At 65.0% G+C, this 20,336-nt stretch carries 17 protein-coding genes and 1 pseudogene; 8 read left to right on the top strand and 10 right to left on the bottom strand.

Translation table 11 applies throughout. The features are described 5' to 3' along the window. Positions 1-160: 160 nt before the first annotated feature. Positions 161-2,065, bottom strand: a complete 1,905-nt coding sequence (htpG, locus tag RFM40_RS06595; RefSeq protein WP_320225740.1) for a molecular chaperone HtpG — start codon at positions 2,063-2,065, stop codon at positions 161-163. A 404-nt stretch (positions 2,066-2,469) separates the two neighbouring features. Between htpG and RFM40_RS06600 the strand changes: the two genes are divergently transcribed. Next, positions 2,470-3,885: a coiled-coil domain-containing protein gene (locus tag RFM40_RS06600; RefSeq protein WP_320225741.1), complete on the top strand. Its 1,416-nt coding sequence runs from the start codon at positions 2,470-2,472 to the stop codon at positions 3,883-3,885. A gap of 91 nt (positions 3,886-3,976) precedes the next feature. On the opposite strand, the gene RFM40_RS06605 is transcribed toward RFM40_RS06600, so the two are convergent. After that, entirely contained in the window at positions 3,977-4,870 is an 894-nt protein-coding gene (locus tag RFM40_RS06605; RefSeq protein ID WP_320225742.1) for a hypothetical protein, read from the bottom strand. A 254-nt stretch (positions 4,871-5,124) separates the two neighbouring features. Further along, on the bottom strand, positions 5,125-6,783 hold the full coding sequence (locus RFM40_RS06610) for an acyl-CoA synthetase (protein ID WP_320225743.1): 1,659 nt from the start codon (positions 6,781-6,783) through the stop codon (positions 5,125-5,127). A 165-nt stretch (positions 6,784-6,948) separates the two neighbouring features. Between RFM40_RS06610 and RFM40_RS06615 the strand changes: the two are divergent. Then, positions 6,949-8,506, top strand: a pseudogene (locus RFM40_RS06615) (serine hydrolase). A 229-nt stretch (positions 8,507-8,735) separates the two neighbouring features. Here RFM40_RS06615 and RFM40_RS06620 read toward each other — a convergent pair. Beyond that, positions 8,736-9,671 carry a hypothetical protein gene (locus tag RFM40_RS06620; RefSeq protein ID WP_320225745.1) on the bottom strand — a complete coding sequence of 312 codons (936 nt, stop codon included), beginning with the start codon at positions 9,669-9,671 and terminating at the stop codon, positions 8,736-8,738. Positions 9,672-10,018: 347 nt separating this feature from the next. Between RFM40_RS06620 and RFM40_RS06625 the strand changes: the two genes are divergently transcribed. Beyond that, the gene (locus RFM40_RS06625) at positions 10,019-11,134 is read left to right on the top strand and encodes a KamA family radical SAM protein (protein ID WP_320225746.1); all 1,116 of its coding nucleotides are present in this window, start codon (positions 10,019-10,021) and stop codon (positions 11,132-11,134) included. Between the two features lie 140 nt (positions 11,135-11,274). Next, positions 11,275-12,099, top strand: coding sequence for a BA14K family protein (locus RFM40_RS06630; RefSeq protein WP_320277325.1), 825 nt, complete (start codon positions 11,275-11,277; stop codon positions 12,097-12,099). A gap of 585 nt (positions 12,100-12,684) precedes the next feature. On the opposite strand, the gene RFM40_RS06635 is transcribed toward RFM40_RS06630, so the two are convergent. Both RFM40_RS06635 and RFM40_RS06640 read right to left on the bottom strand, forming a co-directional pair. Further along, positions 12,685-12,885 carry a hypothetical protein gene (locus tag RFM40_RS06635; protein ID WP_320225748.1) on the bottom strand — a complete coding sequence of 67 codons (201 nt, stop codon included), beginning with the start codon at positions 12,883-12,885 and terminating at the stop codon, positions 12,685-12,687. A 110-nt stretch (positions 12,886-12,995) separates the two neighbouring features. Then, on the bottom strand, positions 12,996-13,205 hold the full coding sequence (locus tag RFM40_RS06640) for a cold-shock protein (protein WP_320220379.1): 210 nt from the start codon (positions 13,203-13,205) through the stop codon (positions 12,996-12,998). Here RFM40_RS06640 and RFM40_RS06645 point away from each other — a divergent pair. Next, the gene (locus tag RFM40_RS06645) at positions 13,116-13,358 is read left to right on the top strand and encodes a hypothetical protein (protein WP_320225893.1); all 243 of its coding nucleotides are present in this window, start codon (positions 13,116-13,118) and stop codon (positions 13,356-13,358) included. The two genes, RFM40_RS06640 and RFM40_RS06645, sit on opposite strands and share 90 nt — an antisense overlap. A 206-nt stretch (positions 13,359-13,564) precedes the next feature. Here RFM40_RS06645 and RFM40_RS06650 read toward each other — a convergent pair whose 3' ends face one another. Both RFM40_RS06650 and RFM40_RS06655 read right to left on the bottom strand, forming a co-directional pair. Next, the gene (locus RFM40_RS06650; protein WP_320225749.1) at positions 13,565-13,984 is read right to left on the bottom strand and encodes an SgcJ/EcaC family oxidoreductase; all 420 of its coding nucleotides are present in this window, start codon (positions 13,982-13,984) and stop codon (positions 13,565-13,567) included. A gap of 489 nt (positions 13,985-14,473) precedes the next feature. Beyond that, positions 14,474-14,914, bottom strand: a complete 441-nt coding sequence (locus tag RFM40_RS06655) for a hypothetical protein (protein WP_320225750.1) — start codon at positions 14,912-14,914, stop codon at positions 14,474-14,476. A 228-nt stretch (positions 14,915-15,142) separates the two neighbouring features. Between RFM40_RS06655 and minC the strand changes: the two genes are divergently transcribed. The 3 genes from minC (at position 15,143) to minE (ending at position 17,188) form a co-directional block, all read left to right on the top strand. Continuing rightward, complete coding sequence (gene minC, locus RFM40_RS06660) at positions 15,143-15,988, top strand: septum site-determining protein MinC (RefSeq protein WP_320225751.1); 846 nt, start codon at positions 15,143-15,145, stop codon at positions 15,986-15,988. Positions 15,989-16,103: 115 nt separating this feature from the next. After that, positions 16,104-16,919 carry a septum site-determining protein MinD gene (minD, locus tag RFM40_RS06665; protein ID WP_126100968.1) on the top strand — a complete coding sequence of 272 codons (816 nt, stop codon included), beginning with the start codon at positions 16,104-16,106 and terminating at the stop codon, positions 16,917-16,919. Further along, complete coding sequence (minE, locus tag RFM40_RS06670; protein ID WP_040973218.1) at positions 16,916-17,188, top strand: cell division topological specificity factor MinE; 273 nt, start codon at positions 16,916-16,918, stop codon at positions 17,186-17,188. Before minD ends, minE begins: the two co-directional genes overlap by 4 nt. Before the next feature lie 240 nt (positions 17,189-17,428). On the opposite strand, the gene RFM40_RS06675 is transcribed toward minE, so the two are convergent. Both RFM40_RS06675 and RFM40_RS06680 read right to left on the bottom strand, forming a co-directional pair. Further along, a complete protein-coding gene (locus RFM40_RS06675; protein WP_320225752.1) occupies positions 17,429-19,201 on the bottom strand; it encodes an ABC transporter ATP-binding protein in 1,773 nt (590 codons plus the stop codon). Then, the gene (locus tag RFM40_RS06680; protein ID WP_320225753.1) at positions 19,198-20,226 is read right to left on the bottom strand and encodes a glycosyltransferase family 2 protein; all 1,029 of its coding nucleotides are present in this window, start codon (positions 20,224-20,226) and stop codon (positions 19,198-19,200) included. The genes RFM40_RS06675 and RFM40_RS06680 overlap by 4 nt, the downstream gene beginning before the upstream one ends. Positions 20,227-20,336 lie beyond the last annotated feature (110 nt).

Below are 20,336 nucleotides of genomic sequence, written 5' to 3' on the forward strand. Positions count from 1 at the left end.
CTCTGTCCTGCCGGACATCTCCCCCACTTGGGGGGAGATCGGGTGTCGCGGCGTGTTTCGCCAATCGCCAACGTCGCAGGATTAAGCGCGGCGCCGAAGCTGCCAATCTCCCCCCTTGTGGGGGAGATGTCCCGCAGGACAGAGGGGGGGGCGCGAAGGCTCACGACCGATCTTGCTCTTGCGCCGCCAACCCGCGCTCGATCATCCTCGCAAGCCGCGCCGAAAACGCCTTGGCGTCGGCCGGCTTGTCGCCGTCCAGCACGCGCGCCTCGTCGTAGAGGAGATGCGCTGCGTCCTCCTTGAAGGCGCGCTCGTCGTCGCCGAGCTGCGCCAGCGCCGCGACGCGCTCATGGCGCGGGTTGATCTCGAGGACCGGCTTCGCCGCCTTGTCGAGGCGGCCGGCGGCGTTGAGCAGACGCTCGAACTGGCGGTCGGGGCCATGCTCGGGCGCGACAAGGCAGACGGCGCTCTCGGTCAGGCGGTCGGAGGCTTTCACGTCCGAGACTTCGTCTCCGAGCGTTGACTTCACGAAGGCGAGGAAGCCGTCGATCTCCGGGTTCGTCTCGGCCATCGACTTCGCCGCAGTGTCGAGCAGCGGAATGTCCGAAAGATCGGCCGCGCCCTGCGTCACCGATTTGAACGGCTTGCCGTCGAATTCCGGCGCGATTGTCGTCCAGAAACTGTCGACCGGGTCGGTCAAGAGCAGCACTTCGATGCCGCGCGCCCGAAACCCTTCGAGGTGCGGCGAGGCTTCGAGCCGGGCGCGGTCGTCGCCGGCCATAAAGAAGATCGCCTTCTGCCCTTCCTTCATCGCCGCAACATAGTCGGCAAGGCTGCGCAGGGTTTCGTCGGAAGCGGTCGAGCGGAAGCGGGCGAGCTTCAGCAGTTGCTCGCGCCGTTCGTAATCCTCGTAGAGGCCTTCCTTGAGCACGACGCCGAAATTCTCCCAGATCCTGGCGTAGGCTTGCGTATCGTTGTCGGCTAACTTGGCGAGATCGCCGAGCACGCGGTTGGTCACGCCCTTGCGGATCGCGGCGAGCAGCGGACTTTCCTGGATCATCTCGCGCGAGACGTTGAGCGGCAGGTCGGCGGAATCGACCAGGCCGCGCACAAAGCGCAGGTAGCGCGGCAGGACATTGGCGTCGTCGGTGATGAAGACGCGCCGCACATAGAGCTTCATGCGCCCCTTGCGGTCCTGGTCGAAGAGATCGAAGGGGCGCGATCCGGGCACGAAGGCAAGCACGCTGTATTCCTGCCGGCCTTCGGCGCGGAAATGGATCGTGGCGGCCGGCTCGTCATACTGGCCGGCGACGCTGCGGTAGAAGTCGGTATATTCCTCGGGCTTGATCTCGCTCTTTTGTCTCACCCAAAGTGCCGTGCCGTCGGCGATGTCGCGCGGCTCTGCGCCCGGCTTCTCGACGAGCGCGATCGGCACCGGCACATGGCCAGACTGCGACTTTGCCAGTCCCTCGAGCCGGTAAGGCGTGGTGTAGGAGGTCGCGTCCTCCATCAGATGCAGCACGACGCGCGTGCCCCGCTTCGGTGAGGCGGCAAGCGGCACCGGCGCGATCTCGTAGGTGCCCTTGCCGTTGGATGACCAGCGCCAGGCCTCCTCGCTGCCGGCCTGGCGGCTGATGACGTCGACATGATCGGCCACCATGAAGGCGGAGTAGAAGCCGACACCGAACTGGCCGATGAGCTGCGAATCCTCCGTCGCCTTGCCGGCCTCGACGCGTTCGATGAAGGCGCGCGTGCCGGAGCGGGCGATCGTGCCCAGCGCTTCCGCCATCTCGTCGCGTCCCATGCCGATGCCGTTGTCCTCGACGCTGAGTTGCTTGTTATCGGGATCGGCGAGAATGCCGATGCGCGGCCTAGCGTCCTCGCCCAGCAATTCGGGACGGGTGATCGCCTCGAAGCGCAGCTTCTCGCAGGCATCCGCGGCGTTGGAGATCAACTCGCGCAGGAAGATGTCCCGGTCCGAATAGACCGAATGCACCATCATGTGCAGCAGCCGCGAGACGTCCGCCTCGAATGTCCTGGTTTCCGTCGTCTTCGTATCCGTCATCTGAACTTTCCCACGTCTCTGCTCCGCCCGTCGCGCCAAGCGCGTTCAGGCTTCCATCCTTCGATAATTTTCAATTGTGCCGGCGGCGCCCGGCTGGGGCCGCCCTCGGCACGACAATATCGTGACGAGACGCGAAGGCAACAAGGGGTTGGTTGCGGCGGGTGAAGGGCCGCCGCTTTCTTGCTTATCCAACCGCTATCGGCTGAGGGCGCTCGCGAGGTCAAAAAGGCACTTGCCGCGCTTGGCAGAGGTGACGCTGGCGGAACGTCGCGCAAGCCTCTGGAAACCCGCGATAACCTTAATTTCTTCCTTCTTTTGGAGAGGCTTCCCGTACGGAACGCAAAGGGATAAATTAGCAATTCGTTAAGGAATACGGCGGGTGTGAGCGTAAGAGGTGTGCCGTTATGAATTTCAAATCCCTGATCAAGCGGGCCGAGGACGTAGACAAGGAATTTCAGGAGCTCCAGTCGGATCTGGCGGAGGCTTTCGAGGAATGTCTTGCGGCTGACGAACAGACGTCCCCGGAGCAGGATGCGCCCGCCGAGGTGGCGGCAAGCGACGAGGATCCGCCCGACGAGACCCAGTCCGGCACTCCCGCCTCGCGGCTGACGCCGCATACCCAGACGCGGCTGGCCGCCCTGGAAGCCATCACGGGACTCTTCCGTGACGGACAGGGCCATTTGGAGGAGATCGAAACGAGGCTGGGCGAGATCGCCACCGCACATCAGATGACGCGCGAAGTGTTGAATGTCCTGCATCGCGACACCCTTCGCGCCAATGAGCTGGAACTTGCGAACGCCGCCCTTAGCACCGAACACAAGAGCCTGTCGGAACAACTGCTCGACGCCGCCAGAAAGCAGCGCGAGCGCGACGGCGCGGCGGAGGCCTGGCAACAGCGCGAGGCAAGCCTTGTCCAAGACCGGGAGTCGCTGCGCGAGGCGCTTGCGGCGGTGCGGCTTGAGATGGTCGAGATGGGCAATGAGAGCGCCAGGCGCGAGGCGGAGTTCGGCGAGATCGTCAAGACGCTGACGGCCAAGACCGTCGAAGCCGACAGGCGCGCCGCCGAGAACAAGCTGCTGCGCGAAAAGCAGGTCGGCCTTTCGGTCGACCTGGAGCAGGCGCAAAAGCGCGAGGCGGAAGCCCGGCACAAGTTCGACGAATTCGCGGCGACCCACGCCAACGAAACCGCGCGCATTGCCGAACTGCTGGCCCAGCTCGGCAACCACGAGAAGGAGGAGGCACGGCTGCAGAAGTCGCTGGAGACCACGCAGACCAGGCTTGCCGAAGTAACCGAGGCAGCCCGCATCGCCGAGAGCGATGGCGCGTCGGAGCTGGCGCGGAGCCAGGCGGAGATGCGCGGTTTGCGCTCCGAGATCCAGGAGCTGCAATCGCGGCTGGAACAGGCCTCGAACGACAAGACCGAAGCCTCGGCCGAGACGACAAGGCTCAGGGCGCAGTTGAACGATGCCGTGACCGAAAGGCAGATCGCGGAGGAAAGGCTTGCCGTTCTCAGGAACGAGAACGAAGTCGACAAGAAGAACCTGTCGGTGGTCAGCACCAACCTCTCGCAGCTTTCGCTGCAGCAGGCGTCCGAGCAGATCCAGCTCGATATCCAGAAACAGGAATGCGAGGACCTGCGCGCCGAGATCGTGGCGCTCAATGCCCGCATCCAGGAGCTGCTGCCTTACGAGCGGCTGCACAGGGTGACGGATGCGAGATCGCGCAAGGACGTCGTGCCCGTAACCAACGGGATCATCGCGGAGGCCGCGCGCCCGACCGCGCGGCGCAACAGCCGACGCATGCGCGCCAACGCAGGCTGAGAATAATCCCAGGAAAAGTATAGCGGGTTTCCGTCCGGAATTGCGCAAAGACAAATCGTGTGAGCAATTCTGCTGACCTGTAGTCCTGGCGCTACTTGCCGGCCATGTGGTCGGCAAGCTGCTGCGCCTGAGCAAGCAGCGCCGGGAAGGCCGGGTCGCCCGGCAGCCGCTCGCCCATGCAGGCGCGATAGTCGGCGTCGCCTTTTTCCCAGACAGCATTAGCGGAATCATAGGCCTGCTGGTCCTTGAGGTCCGAGCCTTGATAGGCCTCCTGGAATTTCTGGGCGGCCGCGTCAGCCGCGGTCCACAGCGCTTCGCAGGCCGCGATCTTCGGCACGGGCGGTGACGCGGGCGCTTCGGCGATCAGGACGCGATCGCCTTTTACGACCGCAACGACGACCTGCTGGTCGTAGATCGGCCCGACGTCCTGCGTCCAGCCGCCGAGCTGCGCAATCGCCATGTTGGCGCCTTCGGGCTTCTTCAGCGAAAAGTCGAGCGTCTTGACGAAAGCGGCGTCGGCGCCGATCGCCTGTGTGTAGAATGCATCGAGTTTCAGCGCGTCACCGAGCCCGGTGGGCAGCCTGAGGCTTTCATCGTCCTCGTCGGCCTTGGACTGTAGCCAGCGCTCGGCGAGCCCCCGCGTCGTCGCCACGATGCTCGGGCCCTCGTCGCTCTTGGCGTATCTGAGCCCGTCGAGCATGCCGAAGCCGATATCGGAGGCGCTGAGGCTTTCGAGATTGATCGTGCCGGTCGCCGGAAAATCCTTGACCGCCAGAGGACCGAGAATGGCGGAAAGACGCTTTTCGAGATCGGCCAGTGCTTTGGTGTTCGCCACGTCGAGCGTTTCCACTTGAGCGTTCGAGCTTTCCAGCCCCGCAATGTCGGAAATCGCCTTGTCGCGCGCCGCGATATAGTCGTCCTCCGGCAAGGCTGCGAAAGCCACCCCGCTCGCCAGCGCGAACAGAAGCGTCCAGATCAATCGCATCACGTAACCTCCCACCTTCGGTCGCAGTCAAACGACAATGCGCATTTGAAGACAAGATCGGGCCAAAAGAAGACAGGGAGCGCAGACGCCGCGAATCTCCCCCTTTGAGGGGGATGGCGGCAAAGCGGCCAGAGGGGTCGCCGCGCGTGGGGTGCCGACGCCTTTCGCGGCGCGAGACGACGCTGGCGATTTATGTGAGACGACCCTCTGTCGCCTTCGGCGACATCTCCCCCTCAAGGAGGGAGATCGGCGCGTCACCCCTTCCGTTTCTCCACCTCGGCCTTCCTCAGCAAGAACCGCTGGATCTTGCCGCTCGGCGTCTTCGGCAGTTCGGCGACGAACTCGACCTCGCGCGGATAGGAATGCGCCGAGAGCCGCTTCTTCACATGCTGGGCGAGTTCCTCCGCCAGCGCCTCGCTGCCATTGTAAGCGGGGGCCAGCACGACGAAGGCCTTGACGATCTCGGTGCGCTGCGGGTCGGGCACGCCGACCACCGCCGCCTCGTTGACCGCCGGATGCTCGATCAGCGCGCTTTCGACGTCGAACGGGCCGATGCGATAGCCGGCCGAGGTGATGACGTCGTCGGCGCGGCCGATGAAGGAGACCGAGCCGTCCGGCTCGTATTCCACCGTGTCGCCGGTGCGGTAATAGCCGCCCGATATCGCCGGCGTCTCCGCTTGGTGGTAGCCGTCGAACCAGCGCAGCGGCGATCTGGCGATGTCGACCGCAAGCACGCCGGGCTGGTTGGGTCCGAGCTCGTTGCCGGCCTCGTCCAGCACCACCATGCGGTAGCCCGGCATAGCGAAGCCGGCAGAGCCCGCGCGGACGATATGCGCAAGCCCGTGATGGTTGTTGACCATCATGCCGTTCTCGGTCTGGCCGTAATGGTCGTGGATGGGCGCGGCGAGATGGGCGTCGAACCAGCGGATCACCTCCGGGTTGAGCGGCTCGCCGGCGCTGCTCACCACCTGCAGCTTGCCCTTGACGCGCAGGGCCGCCTCGGGCCCTTCCGCCATCAGCAGGCGATAGGCGGTGGGCGAACCGGCGAGGCTGGTGACGCCGAGACGCTCGATGATGTCGTAGGTGCTTTTGGCGTTGAAGGCGCCTTCGTAGAAGGTGGTGGCGATGCCGAGCTGCAACGGCCCGGTGATGGCGTAGTAGAGTCCATAGGCCCAGCCGGGGTCGGCGATGTTCCAGAAGATGTCGTCGGGCCGAAGCCCGATCGCGTCGCGCATATAAGCGCCGAAGGCGAGCAACGCGCAAAGCGGCACCGGCACGCCCTTGGGGTGGCCCGTCGTGCCGGAGGTCGACATCATCATGAACAGGTCGGAGCCCTTGCGCGTCACCGGCTCGCAATCGGGGGCGGCGGCGGCGATTGTTGCGCGGAAATCGATGTCGCCTTCGGGCAAGGTGTCGCCGGCGCCAAGGACGGTGGCAATGCGCGGATGGTTTTCCAGCTCGTCGAGCTTGCCGCGGTTTGCGGGGTTGGTCACCACCAGCTTCGCCTTGCTGTAGCTGAGCCGATGCTCGATCGCCTTCGGGCCGAAGGCGGTGAACAGCGGCTGGTAGACCGCGCCGACGCGCCAGGCGCCGAGGATCAGCGCCACCAGTTCCGGGATGCGCGGCAACATGCCCGCCACGACATCGCCGGGTCGGACGCCAAGCCCCTTCAGCAGATTGCCGACGCGGCCCGACATGTCGGCGAGATCGTCGAAGATGAATTCGCGCAGTTCCCCGCCCGCCGAGATCGCGCGCAGCGCCAGCCGGTTCTCGCCCGTATAGCGGCCGCAGCATTCGACATAGGCATTGATGCCGCTCGCCGGGTCGCCGTGCAGCCTGGCGATCTCGTCCTCGATGCGGAAGCGCCGGACGGCATCCTCATAGCGCGGCAGCGCAGCAAGCATTTCGGTCATGGCAAACCTCCCTGGGCGGCGGGATCATCTCCCCTATGATCGCTCCCGGACGAGATTGCCCGAAAACGCGGCGCGGGTCGATTGCGGCGAAAGTCGAGGGGCGGGTTGGCCTCATCGACGCCGGACTGTACGATGGCCGGATGAATGCAGGCGGGGGAGGCGCGCATGCAGCTCGATCGGAATGTCTGCCATTGGGGGATTTGGGCCTTCATCGCCGTGATGGCGCTTTGGCCCCCTGCGACATCCGCAGACCCAATCTCGCCCGAGCGGATGACCGCTGCCCTGTCGAAGCTCGAAGCGTTGGCGCCAGGCGTCATCGCGGACGGCGCCGTGCCCGGTCTCGCCATCGCAGTCGTTCACGACGACAAAATTGTCTTCCTGAAGGGTTTCGGCCACCGCGAAGCCGGAAAGCCGGAGGCCGTCGAACGCCGACACGGTGTTCCAGATCGCTTCCCTGTCAAAGCCCGTCTCCGCAACGGTCGTGGCGGCGCTGGTCAGCGGCGGTACCGTGTCCTGGGACTCGAAGATCGCCGACCTCGATCCGGCCTTCCGCCTCGCCGACCCCTATCCCACCAGCGAGCTCACCATCCGCGACCTGTTTGCGCATCGCAGCGGCCTTCCGGGCACAGCCGGGGACGACCTCGAGGGCATCGGCTATGACCGCGCCGAGATCCTCCGCCGCCTGCGCTTCGTGCCGCCTTCGTCAAGCTTTCGCGCCGGCTATTCCTACTCGAATTTCGGGCTGACCGAGGGCGCCGTCGCGGCCGCCAGACCGACAGGCAAATCCTGGGAGGAGGTCGCCGAGGAGAAGCTTTACCGCCCGCTCGGGATGGCTTCGACCAGCTCGCGCCATGCGGATTTCGTCAAGCACGCCAACCGCGCCGCGCTCCATATCAAGGTCGATGGCGCCTGGGCCGCGAAGATAGAGCGCGATCCGGATGCGCAGGCGCCCGCCGGCGGCGTCAGCTCCACTGCCCGCGATCTGTCGCAATGGGTGCGCCTGGTGCTTGGCGACGGCGTCTATGCCGGCAAGCCGCTGATCGCCGCCGATGCGCTTGCCCAAACGCATGTGCCGCTGATGACACGCGGCAAGAATCCCGTTTCAGGCGGCGAATCCTTCTACGGCCTCGGCTGGAATGTCGAATTCGGCCGGCACGGCCTGAGCTGGGGGCATGCCGGCGCCTTCAGCGTCGGCGCGCGCACGCTGGTGACGGTCTTCCCCGAGGAGAAGTTCGGCATCGTCATCCTCGCCAACGCCTTCCCGTCCGGAGCGCCGGAGGGCCTGTCCGACAGTTTTACGGACCTCGTCTTCGACGGCAAGGTCGAGAAGGACTGGATCGAGGCGTGGGATGGCATCTATGCCGGCCTGTTCGGTCCGGCGGTCGCCGCGGCCAAGGCCGCCTATGCCGCGCGGCCGTCTCCGGCAAGGCCGGCCGCGCCGGCCGGCGCCTATACCGGCCGCTATGCCAACGACTTCATCGGCGATGCGGTCGTTTCGGGTGCGGGAGACAGCCTCATTCTCAAGCTAGGCCCGGATGGCGCCCGGTCCTATTCGCTGACCCATTTCGACGGCGATCTGTTCCTGACCTACCCCGACGCCGAGACGCCAGACCGGCCAGCGGGCGTGAGCTTCGTCGTTGGCCCGGACGGCAAGGCGTCGGCCGTGACGATCGGCTTTCTCGACGACAACCATATGGGCACGCTGCGGCGTATGGGCGACTAATTGCTGGACAGGAGCAACAAGCGGCGGTGGGTCGCACGTCTTTGTGCCTCAGTTCATCGTTCCAGATGTACTTGCCGGATGTCGTGTCGTCGCAAAGATCGATGCGATCGTTCACTGCGTCGCACGTTGCACAAGGACAAGAACCATCGCTATGGGCGTTAGTTTAAGCGCCAGAAGCAGCCCCTTCCGGACACGCGATCGGATCTTGCTCACTTTGCTGCTCTTCCGCTCACGCCCCCTGACCAAAGTGGAGCAGCGTAAAGCAGTCGCCGCTGCCCGATTTCGCCTGCGTCAGCACCGGCTTCGACCGCTCGATCCATTCTTGCTGCGACGTGGCATCGGCTTCGATCGCGTCGACCGGTGCAGCGCTGACGAAGCCGCGCCCCTGGCCGAACAGCCAGCACGCGCGGCCGAGGAATTGCCTGCCGCGCAGTCGCAGGAGATCGGCATCGTAGAAGATGTCGAGCACCTCCTGCTTGATTTTGCGCTCCTTCTCCGGATTGGCGACCGCAGCCTCGACCGCCTCGCCGCCGATGGCGTCCTGTAGGTCCTTGTAATCGAGGGCGATCTGGGTTGTGGCGTATTTGATCTCGCTCTCGTCGCGCACGATGTTGAACCACAGCTTGGGATCGAGCTCATTGACGACGAACGTCGTTTCGAAATCGCGCGACAGGTTCAGGATGTCGAAGTCGCGCAGATCGATATCGCGTTCGACCAGAAGGATTTTGGCGACCTGCTTGCCGAGCTCGCTTCCCTGCGCGCTGACTGCTGCGTTCTTTCCGCCAAGGTCCGGACTGACATATGCACCGCCTTCATCCAGCACGTCGTCGAATTCGTCGAGCGATGCGATGACCGGGGCGCCGCGCGCGATGCGTCCCGCGAGCTTGGCGAGCACTTGCTGCAGCTCCGTGTCGCGCCTGCGCTGGTCCTGGTAATTCTGCTGGAAGAAGAAGATGAACAGCGAAACGCCGATGCCGATCAGAATTACGCCGAGCTGCGAGAAGATGTTGCGGTAATATTCCAGCAGCTTTTCGCGGTGGCGCACCTCGTCGCGCACGCTGTGCGCCACATGAAGATTGACGATCAGCGAAATGATGAGCAGCCCGGCGCCGACGAGGATGAGCCCGCCAATGAGGAGGTAGCCATGACCTGCGCTGAGATCCATTCGTGTCGCCCCGAAGCCCTGGACGATTGAGACTACTGGTATTTCGCTCAAATACCTATGGTAGTGTGGAGGGGGCTTGGAGCCCACCGTGAGTGCTCCGTCACACCCCCCTCTGGCCTGCCGGCCATCTCCCCCGCAATGGGGCAGCTGCTTCCGCGCCCCGCTCGTTCTGCAGCGTCGGCGATTGGCGAAAGCCGTCGCGACATCTCGCCCCTTGCGGGGGAGATGTCCGGCAGGACAGAGGGCGGGAACTCGACGTCGCAAAGCTGCTACTGCTGCGGCAACCGTGGTGATTGACCCGGCCGCCCATCCGGCCGATAGCTCCGCCGAAACTACCGAGATCTGCCATGACATCAGACGCCAACCTCAAACAACCGGCTGCAACGTCGAGCCGTCCCGATACCGCCTGGCAGGACGATGTCCGCGCCGGCGTGCGCCAAGTGCGCGACCTCGCAGCACTCCCGCTCTCGCCCGCCGAGCGGGCGGCCGCACAGGAAGCCGCCGCCGCTCACAAGGTGCGCGTGCCAAAGCCCTATCTCGACCTGATCGACTGGACCGACCCCAACGACCCGATCCGCGCCCAGGTGATCCCGTCGCCGGAAGAGCTTATCGCCATCGAGGGCGAGCTCGACGACCCGATCGGCGACCATGCATTCAGCCCGGTGCCGCGGCTGACGCATCGTCACGCCGACCGCGTGCTTTTGTTCCCGACCTATCAATGCGCGGTCTATTGCCGCTTCTGTTTTCGCAAGGAGTCGCTGACGTCGATCGGCCGCGGCTATACGCGCGAAGCCTTGGAGCCGGCGCTGGCCTATATCGCCGGGCACGAGGGGATCCGCGAGGTGATCCTGACCGGCGGCGATCCGCTCTCGTTGCCAGACAAGGCGCTCGCCGAAATCCGCTCCCGAATCGAGGCGATCCCGCATGTGCGGTTGCTCCGCATCCACACCCGCGTGCCGGTGGCGCTGCCGTCGCGCATAACAGCGGGTCTTGTTGCGGCCCTGCAGGGCCGGCTGATGGTGACGGTTGTGACCCACTTCAACCACGCGCGCGAGATCACCGATGAGGCCGAGGAAGCCTGCCGGACGATGCGGCAGGCGGGTTTTGCCCTGCTCAACCAGAGCGTTCTCTTGAACGGCGTCAACGATCATGTCGAGGTGCTGGAAGAGCTCTGCCGCGAGCTGATGTATCGCCTCGGCGTGAAACCCTATTACCTGCACCATGGCGACCTGGCGCGCGGCATGGCGCACCGCCGCACCACGATTGCCGAGGGCCAGGCGCTGGTCGCGGAACTGCGCCAGCGCCTCTCCGGCATCTGCAGCCCGACCTATGTCATCGATTTGCCCGATGGCGGCGGCAAGGTGCCGCTGGCGGCGAGCCACATAGAGGGCTGTGAGGACGGGACCTGGCGGATTCGCGGACAGGACGGAAAGGTGAGGGCGTACAGGGAAGTGGTCGGGTAGGAGGCTTTCGACTGAACAGCGCCGCGATCCTTCGCGCCCCGCCGACGTCTCAGGGACTAGTTGCTTCCCCATTTGCATGGTGGCCAAGGAACTTCCATCCCGCGCCCCGCATTCTATGAGCGGGGCTTAAGGAGGGCAGCGTGAAGGCTGTGTTGGGAATTGTCGGCGGCTTCGTGCTGACCTTGGCCGTGTTCGCCAGCGGGCTTGCCTTCGCCACCTGGCTGCTGGCCGCAAAGCCGGTGCGCCAGGCGACACCCGCGATCGGCGTTTCCGAACTGTGGACCAAGGACGCCCAGCCGGTCGATCTGGCGAAGCAGGATCTCGAGCGCATTCCCGCCCAGCAGGCGGCCGGCGCGCCCGCCAAGGCCGACGAGACGGCCAAGGCGGATACGGGCACGCAGATCACGGCCCTCGCAACGCTGCCAGCCGCGCCGCCGCGCCAGTTGCAGCCCTTGCCCGACGTCTCCAAGCTCGACGCTTCCCCGATGGGCCAGACCGACGCCAATGCGGCCGCCCAGCCTTCCGAGCGGGCACCGGATCAGCAGGCGCAATTGCCCGCCGCCCATCTCGAATGGTGCGCCAACCGCTATCGCAGCTACCGCCCGCAAGAAAACAGCTACCGCTCCTACAGCGGCGAGCTGCGCCCCTGCATCTCGCCCTATTTCGATCCGGGAAGCACGGCCTCGACCGACGCGCCCCAGAATGACCAGGCAGGGGTGGCCGATCAAAGCGAGACCTACGACGACCAGGCCGAGATGGAAGGCTACGCCACCACCAGGGACGGCTACGCCACCAGCTATGGCGGTCCGCCGGAAGAGATAACGCCGGAGGAACAGGCTTCGGGTCAGGGTCGGCAGCTATCGGGCGACCATATCGACTACTGCTTCAGCCGCTACCGCTCCTACAATCCGCAGGACAACACCTACCAGCCTTACGACGGCGGCCCGCGCCGGCAGTGCGAGTAAGGGTGGCGGCTCCCTCAATTTCGTGGCGGGGAGCCCAAGCTGGAACAGCGCCGCGATCCTTCACACCCCCTCTGTCCTGCCCGTCCTCCGCAGCTGCTGCGGAGAGTAGACCGGACATCTCCCCCGCAAGGGGGGAGATTAGCAATTTGGTCGTCGCGCCTCTCCTGCAACGCTGGTGATTGGCGAAAGCGGATGCGACGTCCAATTTCCCCCTTGCGAGGGAGATGTCCGGCAGAACGAGGGGGTGCCTCACGCCATGCCTTTCCGATTGGCAATTCCGGGTACTGCCACATGACGGGAAATCGAACACAACCTGAAACCAGCCTGAAACACATCGCCTCCACAACCGGCATCCCCGCGAAACGCCCGGACATGATTCTCGAGCCGCTGGAAGCGGGGGCCAAGCGCAGCGAGGCGGAGAGGGGCTTTTGTAGGGAGTTCCTCCTCTCCGTCCTGGCTTGCCGAGTGACGTCGTGAAGGAGAGGGATCCAGCAGCGCCGAGTTCCGTCAGACCCCCCTGTCCTTCCGGACAGAGGGGGACTGTCTCACCAGCTTGTCAGTGCCTCCTCGCCCCGCCCAAGCGTTTTATTTCTGCCTTGCCGGCTTTCTTGCCGGCTTTTTCTTTGGCGGCGCTTCAACCGGCTCGCGGGCGAGCCTGGCCGCGCGAAGCCGTTCCGTCTTTGCCTGCCGGGCTGCCGCTTCCCCCTCGATTATGGTGCGCGCCGTCTTCGTGGTGGCTTCGCTCTTGGCGTCGCCCTTCGGCTTGAACAAACCCGTTTCAGCCATGGTCTACCTCGCTATCTGAAACGAAGAAGGCCGGGCAAGCCCGACCCTCTCCAAATGCTCCAAGGCCAGATGCCAGTACATCCGTGGTCAACGGCCATGGATGCACGGCGTCAGGCCGCCTGGATATTCTCGGCGGAACTCTTGCCGTTCCGAGCGTCCTTCACGACGTCGAAGCTCACCTTCTGGCCCTCCGCAAGGGAACGCATTCCGGCGCGCTCCACGGCGGAGATATGGACGAACACGTCCGGCTGCCCGTTGCCCTGTTCGATGAAGCCGAAGCCTTTGGTGGCGTTGAAAAACTTCACGGTTCCGGTAGTCATACGATTTTCCTTTCAAATCGACGCAAATCATCGCCGCTTGGCTTTATGCCAAACGTCGCAGTCTTCGAAATTGAGAGGGAAGATCGTCAGGGCGCCAAGGCGCGGAAACAACATTCGTTCAGCAAGATCGATTTAGAAAAACATAGCGCTTGATCGGGGCAGCGGCAAGGAGCGGAAAAATAATATTATCAATGGCCTTAGTCTTGGGCGGCTTCGGATGATGGTAATGCTCGCTTTGTCGGCGGCGGCGGGGCGATGTCCTGGGCTTGTTCATAGCTCCGAACGCCCGTTTGGCGGATGGCTCCAAGGTTGATCAATTAGTGAATGCTTGGCAACAGGCCAAAAGATGAAGGCCGAGCCTATCGCCTTGCGTTCGAAGGGGGAGCAACAATGTCGGTGTTTTGGGCCACCTTGATCCGCCAGTTCGACTGATCCTTCTTCACAACCAGAAGCAGAATGCCCTCCCGTGTCCCGGCGGGTGAGCCGTCCGGAGCGGATGCGCCGGTCAGGGTCCATTTATAGTGCAACGATGCAAGGCCGGGAGCTAATTCCACCGCTGACGAGACAACACCCTCCAATCGGCTGTCACGAAACATGGTTTGATGGGTTGCGCGGTGTGCCCCTTCGATCTCGGTGCGGTTCTTCCACCATACGCCCACGACATTCACAAAATTTGCATCCTCGGAGAACAACGCTGCGAAGTCGTCCATATCGTGCCGATTCCAAGCATCGGCAAAGGCAGTCGCGACGTCTTCCGGTTTGCTGACCGCCAGTCCCATCACAAATCTCCCTTGCCGCTAGGCTTTGCGACTTTGAGGATAGCGGGACCGACGGGCAACACAAGAAGAGGACCAGCCACCAGCACGAGCGACTGGTCCCAATCTCCCGCAGCCGACCCGGGGACTAGGGTTTGGGGGACGTTTAGGTCGCTCTGCGAGCCTAGTAGCTTTTATATCATATCTTAGCGATTGCTGAAATTAAATTCGTTTGGAGAAAGGGACGCGAACAGGACGGCGCCAAAGCCCGGTTTTCGGCCTAACATTCCTAATGTCACGACTAACATCACCCTTGGTCGGTGACGTTCGCCGCCCCTTTGCACAACAAGTCCATCCGCTTCCGCGCCCGCTCCTTCGTCGCTTTCACGCACGTTCGAGGCGCCGATTGCCAACTAGCTGGAGGGGCTCGATCACTGAACCGGCAATTCGCCACCCCTCTCGCGGGCTGCGACGCTTCTAGCCGTCGCAGCCACGACTATCCCGCCCGCAGCTCTAACTCGCCCAGATCGAGCATCCAACCTTCTGCCCGCTAGCCGGGTCCCGCACCACCTTCGCAAACACGCGCCGCAGCCCAACCCTGTTGGATTTGACTTCCTTGCTCGCCAGATAAGTCGGGTCGCCGACTTCCCAATGGTAGCGCGTGTTCGCCGGAGCGCGCTTCCAGGTGAATTTCGAGAGGTAGGCCAGTTGGCTCGGCGTGGTGTCGGCGAACCGGCAGTCGATGGTCGCCGGTATCATGCCCTTCGCCGCCATCGCATTGACGACCGTGTCGGCATTTTCCGTCGTCAGCCACTCGTTAATGCCGCTCGTTTGGTATGTGTCCCTGCCGCTCGTCATGCATCCTGCAAGCAGCAACAGCGCGCCGATTGCCGCGCTTGCCCTGCCAGCCCGCTTGCTGCCTGCTCGCTTGCTATTTTCCTGATCGAAGCCCATGCCCGTCTCCTGCTCTGGAAGCCGGGCCAGATGGTGCTCGCTGTCGCACCCCTTCGTATATTAGGAGCTTCACACGCTCGATTCGTCCGGGGCCTCGGCGGGCCGTGTGACCGCCCCGCCACAAAACTTAGCCGCGCCAGTTCCCTAACGGCCACGCAGCCCAAAATTAACCTTTTGTTAACCATTAGCCCGGCACCCTTTAACCATTGAGTAAGGATTCGCCTGGTCGTGACCTTCGCCGCCCCTTTGCACAACAAATCCATCCGCTTCCGCGCCCGCTCCTTCGTCGCTTTCACGCTGACGCCGGAGGCGCCGATCGACGACTGGCTGGAGGGGCTCGATCACTGGATCGGCAACTCGCCGGGCTATTTCGCTGGCCGCCCCGTAGTGCTGGATCTGAACACGCTGAAGCCGGGCCCGGAGGAGATAGCGGCGCTGGTTGGCGTGCTCGGCTCGCGCGGCATCCGCGTCTACGCCATCGAGCTCGACGGCGCCGAGCTCGGGCCCGACTTGCCGCCGCTGCTCGCCGGCGCCAAGGAAGCCACCGCCGAGGGTCTGCTGGGCAGGGCTGCGCGCAAGGCGAAGGCGGAAGAAATCACGGTTGAGACGGCCACCGTTGAGGATGTGCAGCAGGGACAGGTGCGGGCGCAGCAGGATGAACTGTTGAAGCTCGACGAGGCAAAGCCGCAAGCGGCGCAGCCAGAGCCGGGCAGGGCGGTCGAGTCGCCTCGGCACGAGCCGTCCGCCGGCACGCTGATGATCAAGACGCCGATCCGCTCGGGACAATCGGTCTTCCACCCACATGGCGATGTCATCGTGCTGGGCTCGGTCGCGTCCGGCTCGGAGATTGTCGCCGGCGGCTCGATCCATGTCTATGGCACGCTGCGCGGCCGGGCGATTGCCGGCTCGGAAGGCAATGTTTCGGCGCGCATCTTTTGCCGCAAGAACGAGGCCGAGCTGCTCGCCGTCGACGGCTGGTACACCACGGCCGAGGAAATGGAAGGCGTGTCGCGTGGCAAGGCCGTGCAGGCCTTCCTCGACAACGATGCGCTGTGCGTGGTGCCGCTCGGCTGAATCTGAGTTCGGGTCCGACGCAAGGTTCGGGCCTGTTTCGTGTGTGATGGTCCTTTGAGAATCCGCCGTGCTGGCCACGGCGCAAGACAACAAACGCCAATGGAGGCTGGATAATATGGGCAAGGTAGTCGTGGTCACTTCGGGCAAGGGGGGCGTCGGCAAGACGACCTCGACGGCCGCGCTCGGCGCTGCCGTGGCCAAGACCGGCAAGAAGGTGGCGCTGGTCGATTTCGACGTCGGCTTGCGCAACCTCGACCTCATCATGGGCGCCGAGCGCCGCGTGGTGTTCGACCTCGTCAACGTCATCCAGGGCAGCGCTAAGCTGTCGCAGGCGCTGATCCGCGACAAGCGGCTGGAAACGCTCTACCTGCTGCCGGCATCGCAGACGCGCGACAAGGACGCGCTGACCGAAGAGGGCGTGGCCGAAGTCATTGCGCGGCTGCGTTCGGTCTTCGACTATGTCTTCTGCGACAGTCCGGCCGGCATCGAGCGCGGCGCCCAGCTTGCCATGCGCTTCGCCGACGAGGCGGTCATCGTCACCAACCCGGAAGTGAGCTCGGTGCGCGACTCCGACCGCATCATCGGCCTGCTCGACGCCCGCACCATGAAGGCCGAGCAGGGCGAGCTGATCCAGAAGCACGTGCTGGTCACGCGCTATGACGCGGCGCGCGCCTCGCGCGGCGAGATGCTGTCGATCGACGACGTGCTGGAGATACTGTCGACGCCGCTGCTCGGCATCATCCCGGAAAGCCAGGATGTGCTGAGGGCCTCGAACCTCGGCGCGCCGGTGACGCTGTCGGAACCGACCAATTCAGCCGCCAAGGCCTATCTCGAAGCGGCAAGACGCCTGGAAGGCGAGGACCTGCCGGTGGTCGTCCCCTTCGAACGCAAGGGCTTCCTCGACCGGCTGCTCGGAAGGAGGGCGGCATGAGCATCCTCGACCTCTTCAAGCGGCGCACCAGCGCCCCGGTGGCGCGCGAGCGGCTGCAGCTGCTGCTCGCCTATGAGCGCCAGAGCCGCGGCCAGCCAGATCTCGTCTCCATCCTGCGCGAGGAGATCATGGCGGTCATCGCCAAGCACGTGCAGATCGACCAGGACTACCTCCAGGTCTCGATGGACCGCGGCGCGACGATGTCGACGCTGGAAATCGACATCCAGATTCCCAACAAGAGCGCCGTGCCGCTGGCAATGGCGGGGTGAGTAGCTGATCTCCCCCCTTGTGGGGGAGATGCCCGGCAGGGCAGAGGGGGGCGCTGTCCCGCCAGCCTTGCCAATCTTCGGCGCAACACGTCCCGGGAGTAGTGGTCTTCCAGAGGTCGGCAGAAACAGAGGTTGGCGTTCCTTCGCGCCCCCCCTCTGTCCTGCCGGACATCTCCTCCGACAGAGGGGGAGATTGGCAGCTTTGGCGCCGCGCCATTTCTGCAGCGCCCAGCAAATCCCTCACTCCGGCTGATACAGCTCATCCATGCTGCGCGCCGCCAGTTCGGCAAACGGGGCCTGCTTCCGCACCCTGCCGTGCTCCAGGATCACCAGGTCGTCGCAGAACGAGATCGTTGAGTGGTGGTGGCTGATGACGATGGTCGTGCGGCGGCCGGCGCGCGATCTCAGCGTTTCGACGATCGCCGCTTCTGACAGCCCGTCCACCGCGTTGGTTGCTTCGTCGAGGATCAGTATGTCGGGGTCGCGCAGCAGCGCGCGGGCGAGCGCGATGCGCTGCCTTTGTCCGGCCGACAGGTTGACACCGCGATAGCCGACCACCGTTTCATAAGCCTGCGGCAGGCGTTCGATGAATTCATGCGCCTCGGCATGCGTGGCCGCGCGGCGCGCCTCTTCGGCGCTCGCCGTGTCCTTGCCGTAGGTGATGTTGTCGAGGATGGTGCCGTCGACCAGCTCCAACTCCTGGCTGGCCAGAGCACTGTGGGCCCGCCATTCGACCGGGTCGATCTCGCCGAGCGGCGCGCCGTCGACGAGGATCCTGCCGCCGTCCGGCTCGACGAAGCGGCAAAGCAAATTGACGATCGTCGTCTTGCCGGCGCCGGAGCGGCCGATCAGCGCCGTCGAGCGCCCGCTCATGATATCGAAGCTCGCCGCGTGCAGCACCGCCGCGCGCTGCTCCTCATTGGCATAGCTGAAGCTCACGCCCTCGAAGGCAATCTTCTCGTTCAAGCCTGCAAACGGCCGGCTGCCTTGCGGCGGCGCCGGCTTGCCCGTCGGGTCGAGCAGCCAGGTCACCTCTTCCAGCGAGCCGGAAAGGCCCTGCAACTGGCTCCAGGTCATCTGCAGCGCCCGCACATGCGGCTGCAGGCGGTAGAGCAGGATGAGGAAGGCCGCGACCAGCGGGAAACTCAAGCCGGCAAGCCAGGCGCCGATCACCACCGCCAGGAACAGCATGGCGTGCAGCACTTCCGTCAGCGGCGCCAGCGCGCCCTGACGATTGGAGAGCAGGAAGGCCGCCCGCCGCACTCCATCCGATGCCTTCTCGAACGCCGCCTTCTCGCGCTGCTCCTGGCCGAAGATGCGGATCAGCCGGCCGGCGTGCACCAGATGCAGCATCTGCGTGGCCAAGGCGCTGTTGCGCGCGGCAACGCCGCGGCTGGGCGCCCGGAGATGCGCCGACAGCGCCATATGAGCCGCCTGCACCAGCGCAAGGCCAAGCATCACCAAAAGCGTCATCTGCCAGGAGAGCAGCAGCAGGAAGGCGAGCAGGATGATCGCTGCCGAGGCGCTGACGATGGCGCCCAGCACCCCCTGGATGGCGTCCGACGCCCGCCAGGATTCGTTGGAGATGATGTTGAGCAGCCGGCCCGGGCTCTCCTTCAGGAAGAACGGATAGCCGACCTCGAGGAGTCGCCCGGCCAGCGCGCCGCGGATCGCCTGGCTGGCCTTGCCGTAGATATGCGCGGTCAGCACCGAATTGGCGTAGGCGAGCAGGTTCTTGAGCAGGATCGAGCCGAGGATCGCGGTCGAAATCGCGATTAGCCGCTCGCGCTCGCCAAGTCCGGCGCCGACCTTCTGGAGGAGGGCGGAGAGGCCGGCCATGCCGGTCGCCTCGCCATGTCCCATGATGATACCGAGCAGCGGGATGATGAGCCCAATGCCGAACCCTTCGAGCGCGGCACTGGCAAGCCCGAGCGCGACGACGGCGGGCAACAGGGCGATCTGCCGGCGGCCGAGCGCCTGGTGCAGCATCGACAGCGTCGGAGACCCGGTCATCGCGCGCCGGCCTCCGCGCCGGCCTCGGTGGCTTCCTGGGCCGGCTGCGCCTGCCGATCTGGCCGTCCGGCAAGCACAAGCAGCGTGAATTTCGCCGCGCCCGCGAGGTTCATGAACACGATCGGCCAGTGCGACAGCCTGAGATCGCTGTCGAACCGCGGCCCGCCTGTAAGTTCGCGCATGGCGGCCCGCGCCGCCCAGTAGAAATGGCGAAGCAGCCAGGGCGCCCGGCGGAAATGTTTCAGACACAGCGCGCCATTGCCGAAATGATAGTCGCGGTGCAGCCGGTCGATCGCCTTGCGGCCGCGCCGCCCGTGATGGTGGAAGATCGTCATGTCAGGCACATATTCCACCGCCATGCCGGCAAGCATGGCGCGCACCAGATAGTCCGTGTCCTCGGCCGAGCGCAGCGCTCCGCCGGCGCCGAAGCGCTCGTCGAACGGGCCGATGCGGGCGGCAACGTCGCGATGCATGGTCATGTTGCAGCCGAGCACGAAGCCGCCCGGATGCACGGCGGGCGTCAGCCGCTCGCGCTTGTCGCAGCGCTTGATGGTGAAGGGCAGGTCGAGCGCATCGCCGATCTCGACGCGGCCGCCGCGGATCAGCCATTTCTCGCCGCTCGCATAATGGCGCTGAAGGTCGGCGAGATAGCTGCGGTCGAGCCGGCAGTCGTCGTCGACGAAGACCAGCACGCGTCCGCGCGCCCGCGCCAGCCCGGCATTGCGCGCCGCCGCCAGCCCGGGCCGCGGCTCCGAGATCGCGGTCAGCGCGATGTCGGACGTCGCAGCGATCCGTGAAAGGTATTTGGCCGTGCCGTCGCGCGAGCCGTTGTCGACCACCACCAGCTCGGCGGCGAAGCCGGGGTGGGCCCGGCAGGCGGCGCGGATCGAGCCTATGCAAGCTTCCAGCACCGCGACGCGGTCGCGCGTGCAGACGATGAAGGAGACCTGCGGCCGCTGCCTGGGCCAAGGCGGGGCGGGCAGGGCCGGGCGGAAGTGCAGCGGCGGATGGCGCTCGGCGTTCATGCCGCGGCCTCCGCAGCTACGTCAGCCCGGCGGATAAATTCGATGCGCCGCGATCCTTCCCACCCCCCTCTGTCCTGCCGGACATCTCCCCCGCAAAGGGGGAGATTGGA

The sequence above is a fragment of the Mesorhizobium captivum genome (genome assembly GCF_033977165.1).
GTDB classification, from domain to species: domain Bacteria; phylum Pseudomonadota; class Alphaproteobacteria; order Rhizobiales; family Rhizobiaceae; genus Mesorhizobium; species Mesorhizobium captivum.

What these genes read in the sequence shown, in the direction of transcription:
- RFM40_RS06675 (WP_320225752.1), bottom strand. Translation starts at nt 19,201, where the DNA reads ATGACCGGGTCTCCGACGCTGTCGATGCTGCACCAGGCGCTCGGCCGC.
- RFM40_RS06680 (WP_320225753.1), bottom strand. Translation starts at nt 20,226, where the DNA reads ATGAACGCCGAGCGCCATCCGCCGCTGCACTTCCGCCCGGCCCTGCCC.
- RFM40_RS06655 (WP_320225750.1), bottom strand. Translation starts at nt 14,914, where the DNA reads ATGGGCTTCGATCAGGAAAATAGCAAGCGAGCAGGCAGCAAGCGGGCT.
- htpG (WP_320225740.1), bottom strand. Translation starts at nt 2,065, where the DNA reads ATGACGGATACGAAGACGACGGAAACCAGGACATTCGAGGCGGACGTC.
- RFM40_RS06605 (WP_320225742.1), bottom strand. Translation starts at nt 4,870, where the DNA reads ATGCGATTGATCTGGACGCTTCTGTTCGCGCTGGCGAGCGGGGTGGCT.
- RFM40_RS06610 (WP_320225743.1), bottom strand. Translation starts at nt 6,783, where the DNA reads ATGACCGAAATGCTTGCTGCGCTGCCGCGCTATGAGGATGCCGTCCGG.
- RFM40_RS06645 (WP_320225893.1), top strand. Translation starts at nt 13,116, where the DNA reads ATGGACGAACACGTCCGGCTGCCCGTTGCCCTGTTCGATGAAGCCGAA.
- RFM40_RS06600 (WP_320225741.1), top strand. Translation starts at nt 2,470, where the DNA reads ATGAATTTCAAATCCCTGATCAAGCGGGCCGAGGACGTAGACAAGGAA.
- RFM40_RS06620 (WP_320225745.1), bottom strand. Translation starts at nt 9,671, where the DNA reads ATGGATCTCAGCGCAGGTCATGGCTACCTCCTCATTGGCGGGCTCATC.
- RFM40_RS06625 (WP_320225746.1), top strand. Translation starts at nt 10,019, where the DNA reads ATGACATCAGACGCCAACCTCAAACAACCGGCTGCAACGTCGAGCCGT.
- RFM40_RS06635 (WP_320225748.1), bottom strand. Translation starts at nt 12,885, where the DNA reads ATGGCTGAAACGGGTTTGTTCAAGCCGAAGGGCGACGCCAAGAGCGAA.
- minD (WP_126100968.1), top strand. Translation starts at nt 16,104, where the DNA reads ATGGGCAAGGTAGTCGTGGTCACTTCGGGCAAGGGGGGCGTCGGCAAG.
- RFM40_RS06640 (WP_320220379.1), bottom strand. Translation starts at nt 13,205, where the DNA reads ATGACTACCGGAACCGTGAAGTTTTTCAACGCCACCAAAGGCTTCGGC.
- RFM40_RS06650 (WP_320225749.1), bottom strand. Translation starts at nt 13,984, where the DNA reads ATGGGACTGGCGGTCAGCAAACCGGAAGACGTCGCGACTGCCTTTGCC.
- minE (WP_040973218.1), top strand. Translation starts at nt 16,916, where the DNA reads ATGAGCATCCTCGACCTCTTCAAGCGGCGCACCAGCGCCCCGGTGGCG.